General features: G+C 44.6%; 1 pseudogene. It reads left to right on the top strand.

The window, feature by feature from the left end:
- Nucleotides 1-1,322, top strand: a pseudogene (locus A3735_RS31155) (hypothetical protein); the annotation flags it as partial.

Raw genomic sequence — 1,322 nt, 5'->3', positions numbered from 1 at the left:
TTAACAACGTACAAGTTAATGTTAAGTCTTCAAGTGCTGATGCATCACTAATTGGGACACAGGTTGATGACGGTGAAGGTGGTACTGAAGAGTACACTGAAGCTGATTACATTGCAGACATCGCAGCAATCCGTGTAAGTGATACTGCTGTAACTGGCGATGAAATTGAAACAGCAGGTGCTGGTATCGCGATCAAGAATGACGCAGTTGAGTTAGTGATTGATGATGCTGTAACAGGCGACATCGGTGCTGACGGTATCATCACTAGTGGTAAGGGTATCTATCGTGACGAAGGTACACGTGAAATTTTCCGTGCACTTGGTGATGTACATGAAACAGTCGGTGTTTCTGGTGATATGGTTGACGAAACATATCTAGACTCTTCTGGTGTAGCATTTGCTGCAGAAGTTGATGCTGACAACGCTGTAACTGGTGTTGATTTGAGCATCTTCGAATGGGCATTGGCAGAGGTTAACGATCAGGCTGTTTCAGTTATTAGTGGCGACATCACAAGCGATACAACACTAACTAGCGATAGCTTGTATGCAATCACTGGTGAAGTGAATGTTGTTGACGGTGTTACGCTTACTATTGAAGCTGGAACAACACTTTTCGGTGCTTCAGGTAACTCTTACCTAGCGATAAACCGTGGTGCAATGATTGATGCTCAAGGTACAGAGTCAAACCCAATCATCTTTACGTCTGCTCAAGACGTTGCTGGTCTTAATACTGGTGACGAGCAGGGTCAATGGGGTGGCTTGACTATCCTTGGTCAATCTACCAACAACAAAGGCGAGCGTACTTATGAAGCTGGTACTCAGTCTTATGGTCCTGACGCTGGTGTAACGATTGCGGACGATAACAGTGGAACACTGACTTACGTTGCGATCAAATACTCTGGTTATGAAGTAGAAAAAGACAAAGAGCTTAACGGTCTTTCTCTTGGTTCTGTAGGTTCAGGTACAACTATCGAGAACATCGCAATCATTGGTTCTGCGGATGATGGTATCGAGCTTTGGGGCGGTACAGTAAGCGTCGACGGTTTGTATATCTACAACGCTGGTGACGATTCAATCGATACCGACCAAGGTTATATCGGTACACTTTCAAACGTTTATGCTGAGCAGAACATCGTTGATGACGAAACTGGTTCACGTGTAATTGAAGCAGATAGTCACAGCACCTCTACTGATGGTGACCCTAAAGCGCAACCTACTCTTGAAAACGCAATCTTGAAGTCAGTTGGTCGTGCAGTTCGCTTGCGCGAAGGTACAGACTACGTGTTCAACAATGTTCAAATTTTGGTTGAGTCTTCATCAGAT

The sequence above is a fragment of the Oleiphilus sp. HI0061 genome (genome assembly GCF_001635675.1).
Note: the sequence above shows the minus strand (reverse complement) of the source record. Positions and strands in the feature narration are given on the sequence as shown.